Source organism: Desulfobacula sp. (assembly GCF_021107415.1).
Genome location: NZ_JAIOSW010000108.1, coordinates 1 through 3,583, shown reverse-complemented (window position 1 = coordinate 3,583; position 3,583 = coordinate 1). Strand labels below are relative to the sequence as shown.

The following is a 3,583-nucleotide window of genomic DNA, read 5'->3' as shown; positions in this document are numbered from 1 at the left end:
GGATTTTCTTTTTTTGTTTGGTAAGTTGCTAATTGCTGCCGAAGTTCTATAGTTTCTAAAACAAGGTCATCTTTTGATTTGAACAGAATTTGAATTATTTCAAACTGAAAAGCCAACAACCGGATTAATGCTCGATACATAATGTGCTCCTATATTAATTTTCCACAAGAAGCACATCTGAATATCAGGTTAATTTGGTATTTACAATAAATTTTGAAAAAGCTGTATCGTGTTGATATTGTAGTATGACCGTATTTTGGCAAACCACATGGTCAAAATCTCGCTTAACCTTGTCTACATTTTGGGGAAGGATCAGTGATGCCTCAAGGCTTTTCTTGAGGCTCTATCTACGAGTGTGAATAGTTTATCTAACTCATCTTTTTGATGGGATTTCTTATGACCACGTACTTTTACAAATTCGCAGTCTAATTGATCTACTATTTTAAAAAATTCCTGATATAGTTTGTAATTTTTAATACGCTTATTGTTTTTGGAACGATAATTATTCAGCTCAAACCGGGAACGCCTTCCAAAAAGCCCTATGATATTTTGAGAATCCGTATAAACCACTACTTTTTTACCCAAACTTTGAATACTGGTTAATGCCCAGAGCAAGGTCTGCAATTCCAGTTTAGTTGAACTTGTCTGATCAAATCTTTTTACTTTTACACGCATTTTTAATGATTCAAAAGATAGCAGTTCGGGTGGTATAAACAAATAAGCCCCATATCCAATCTTTGACTGGGGATTTACACTTGCATCTGTAAATAGTTTTAAGGCCGTCATTGAAATTAAGTTCTTTTATGCTTGGATATTAGTTTGTCCAGATGACCTGCAAAAGCATTTCGATTCTTTTGGTTTAATGCTGGCGGGCCACCGGTATCAATTCCACTTGCCCGCAAGGTGTCCTTGAAATCTCTAATGTTCAGACGTTCTCTGATATTGTCTGAAGAATATAATTCGCCACGAGGGCTGAGCGCATGACCTCCCTTTTCTAATACCTGGGCTGCCAAAGGAATATCACTTGTAATGACAAGGTCTCCCAGCTTAAGTCTTTTCACAATCTCATTGTCAGCAACGTCAAAGCCAGGTGCGACCTGCAATAGTTTGATCCACTTTAACCGTGGGATATGCATGGGTTGATTTGCAACAAGTGTTAATTGCAGCCTCGCACGCTGGGCTGCTTTATATAAAATATTTTTAATCACCACAGGGCATGCATCTGCATCTACCCATATTTTCATTTCATACCCCTTTGGATAAGTTGATATCTTATTTTACAAATTCCTAATTTTCATGTAGTGTAACTCGGTTTGAATCAGGAGAACAAACCTTTAAAAACAAATATTAGAATTTGGGGCCTAATTATAATGACAAAAGAAATTTACGATTATGAAGTCAGGTGTAAGACCTGCTATAAAAAATTTAAAACTCAGCTTTTTGAAAGCCATGAGAAAAATTTATGGCTTGTGGATAAAAAAGACTGGTATTGCGAAACATGCAAAACCGAGTATTTTGAAAAACAGACATCCAAATTGGCAAAATCTCATGCCGAGATAGGCTTTCCCGCACTCATTGGTACCCCAAAAAGAGTTTCCTGGGCTGAAAAAATCAGGGCTGAACTGATCAACAAAGTAAGCTTTTTGAAAAAAAGTCTTGTATTTAAGAGTGATAAAGAAAAAGAAATATCAGATCTGGCATTTAATTTATTTTTACAGGAATGGCAGGAAAAAACAGAAGCCAAATGGTGGATAGATAATAGAAAAATAACTGTTCTGAACATCTCTGATAGAATTAAAAAATTAGCAGGTTCCCTCGATTAAATGAATAATTGGAGACTATCCTCCAGCTTTGACAGTTTTATATCCAAGTGTATTTAGGTGTTCTACCAAAAAATCCCGGTGATCCCCTTGAATCTCGATTACACCATTTTTTACCGTACCGCCGGTGCCGCATTTTTGTTTGAGTTTTTTGGCAAGCTCTTTTAAAGATGGGCCTTTAAGAGGAAGGCCACTGATTAGAGAAACACCTTTTCCTTTTCTTCCCTTGGTAGATTTTTCCACGCGAATTTTCCCGTCACCTTTGGGAATAGTGTATTTCCTCTTTTTTTTGCAGATACATTCAGCAGATTGTTTTCCGCAGGAAGAGCATATTTTACCGAGCTCTGTGGAATAAACAAGTTTGCTGTTAGGGTCTCTATCTTTCATTTTTAAACATCTCCTTTCAGGAACACCTCATTTTCTGGAGGATTGCTTTTACCTGGTTGCCATCTGCAAGTTTTCCAAAATGCTTCATAACATTTCCCATTGCCTGCATGGGGCTTTTGAACTCGGAAAAGTCGACATCATCCAGGATCCATGCTTCGATATCCTCGGAAGTTGCCATCTTTGGAAGATATAAGTTCAGCAACTCCAGATAAAATACTTCAATATATTCAAAAATACAACTTTTAGAGTATGAAAAAATATAAAAAATAACTTGACAAAAGTATCAATTGATACCAAACTATGATAAGACCAACACATAAAGAGTTGAACAATCAGTTAAGGGGAGCCGACCACCCAAACGATCTTATGAAGATGAAATCTCGGGTTTGGATCTGTTTGCTTTTGTGGTTAAAATTGATCGTTTTTCGGCTCCGGTTTATTATAAGTTTTCCCTTACTGAAAAGGAACTATGGTTGGTTTCTTTGCATAAAGATAGAAAAAAATAAGGAGGTGCCATGAGTGAAATGAATTGCCCCAAGGGCCACGGTGCCATGGAAGAAAAAAAAATAGAAAAAACCATACCTTTTAAGGGGATTGAGGTTGATATTGTTGAAGAGGTATTTGTATGCCCTGTTTGCGGGCTAGCAGCCGGAACTGTTCAGTCGGCAGGCAAGATTCAGTTGGCAATATCAGAAGGCTATAGAGAACAGACCGGCCTCTTGACCAGCACACAAATAAAACAATTGCGTAAAGAAAAAGGGATGACTCAGGCTAATTTGTCTCTTGTAACCGGTTTTGGCCTTGCGTCGATCAAAAGATGGGAAACCGGTGCCATACAAACACAGTCTGCTGATAAAACATTACGGTCCCATTTAATGGGAGAATTCCAAGAAAATAATATTACTGGTAATCGGGATTTTTCCATACCTCGAATTTTATTAGTTCTGACGGCATTTCAGACAGCGCTTGGCAGAGCCATTTTAATAGAAAATGATAAGATGCTGTTTGCTGCCAAATATCTGTGGTATGCAGATATGCTGGCAAAAAAGGAACTTGGCAGAAGCATGACCGGGGCAACATATGCACATCTACCCTGGGGGCCTCAATTAAATAATTACAGAGATCTTCTAGATGAAATTCGAAATGCAGATATTTCAAAAGCAGAAGACTTATCAGATTCCGAATTAAGTATTATTAATAGAATTGCTAAACATTTTCCTGAAGATCACATGGCGTTTGATGCTTCCCACAAAGAGCCTGCCTGGTTGGAAACCAATAACGGAGAACTGATTTTATATTCTTGGGCAGAAAAGCTTAATGCAAAAATCAATTAAAAGGGTCAGCAAATCCGCATAAAATCAATTTGAAAAACAGTT

Annotated in this window: 6 protein-coding genes; 2 read left to right on the top strand and 4 right to left on the bottom strand. The window is 37.3% G+C overall.

The window, feature by feature from the left end; translation table 11 throughout:
• Positions 1–312 precede the first annotated feature (312 nt).
• On the bottom strand, positions 313–786 hold the full coding sequence (locus K8S13_RS05645) for a ribonuclease HI (protein ID WP_291461093.1): 474 nt from the start codon (positions 784–786) through the stop codon (positions 313–315).
• A gap of 5 nt (positions 787–791) precedes the next feature.
• Positions 792–1,244, bottom strand: a complete 453-nt coding sequence (locus K8S13_RS05640; protein WP_291461091.1) for a YaiI/YqxD family protein — start codon at positions 1,242–1,244, stop codon at positions 792–794.
• Positions 1,245–1,370: 126 nt separating this feature from the next.
• On the opposite strand from K8S13_RS05640, the gene K8S13_RS05635 reads away from it, so the two are divergent.
• On the top strand, positions 1,371–1,823 hold the full coding sequence (locus tag K8S13_RS05635; RefSeq protein ID WP_291461089.1) for a hypothetical protein: 453 nt from the start codon (positions 1,371–1,373) through the stop codon (positions 1,821–1,823).
• Between the two features lie 15 nt (positions 1,824–1,838).
• Here K8S13_RS05635 and K8S13_RS05630 read toward each other — a convergent pair whose 3' ends face one another.
• Positions 1,839–2,207, bottom strand: a complete 369-nt coding sequence (locus tag K8S13_RS05630; RefSeq protein WP_291461087.1) for a translation initiation factor Sui1 — start codon at positions 2,205–2,207, stop codon at positions 1,839–1,841.
• 16 nt (positions 2,208–2,223) lie between these two features.
• The gene (locus tag K8S13_RS05625) at positions 2,224–2,409 is read right to left on the bottom strand and encodes a hypothetical protein (protein WP_291461085.1); all 186 of its coding nucleotides are present in this window, start codon (positions 2,407–2,409) and stop codon (positions 2,224–2,226) included.
• A gap of 313 nt (positions 2,410–2,722) precedes the next feature.
• Here K8S13_RS05625 and K8S13_RS05620 point away from each other — a divergent pair, with 313 nt between their 5' ends.
• The gene (locus K8S13_RS05620) at positions 2,723–3,541 is read left to right on the top strand and encodes a type II TA system antitoxin MqsA family protein (RefSeq protein WP_291461083.1); all 819 of its coding nucleotides are present in this window, start codon (positions 2,723–2,725) and stop codon (positions 3,539–3,541) included.
• The last annotated feature ends 42 nt before the right edge of the window (positions 3,542–3,583 follow it).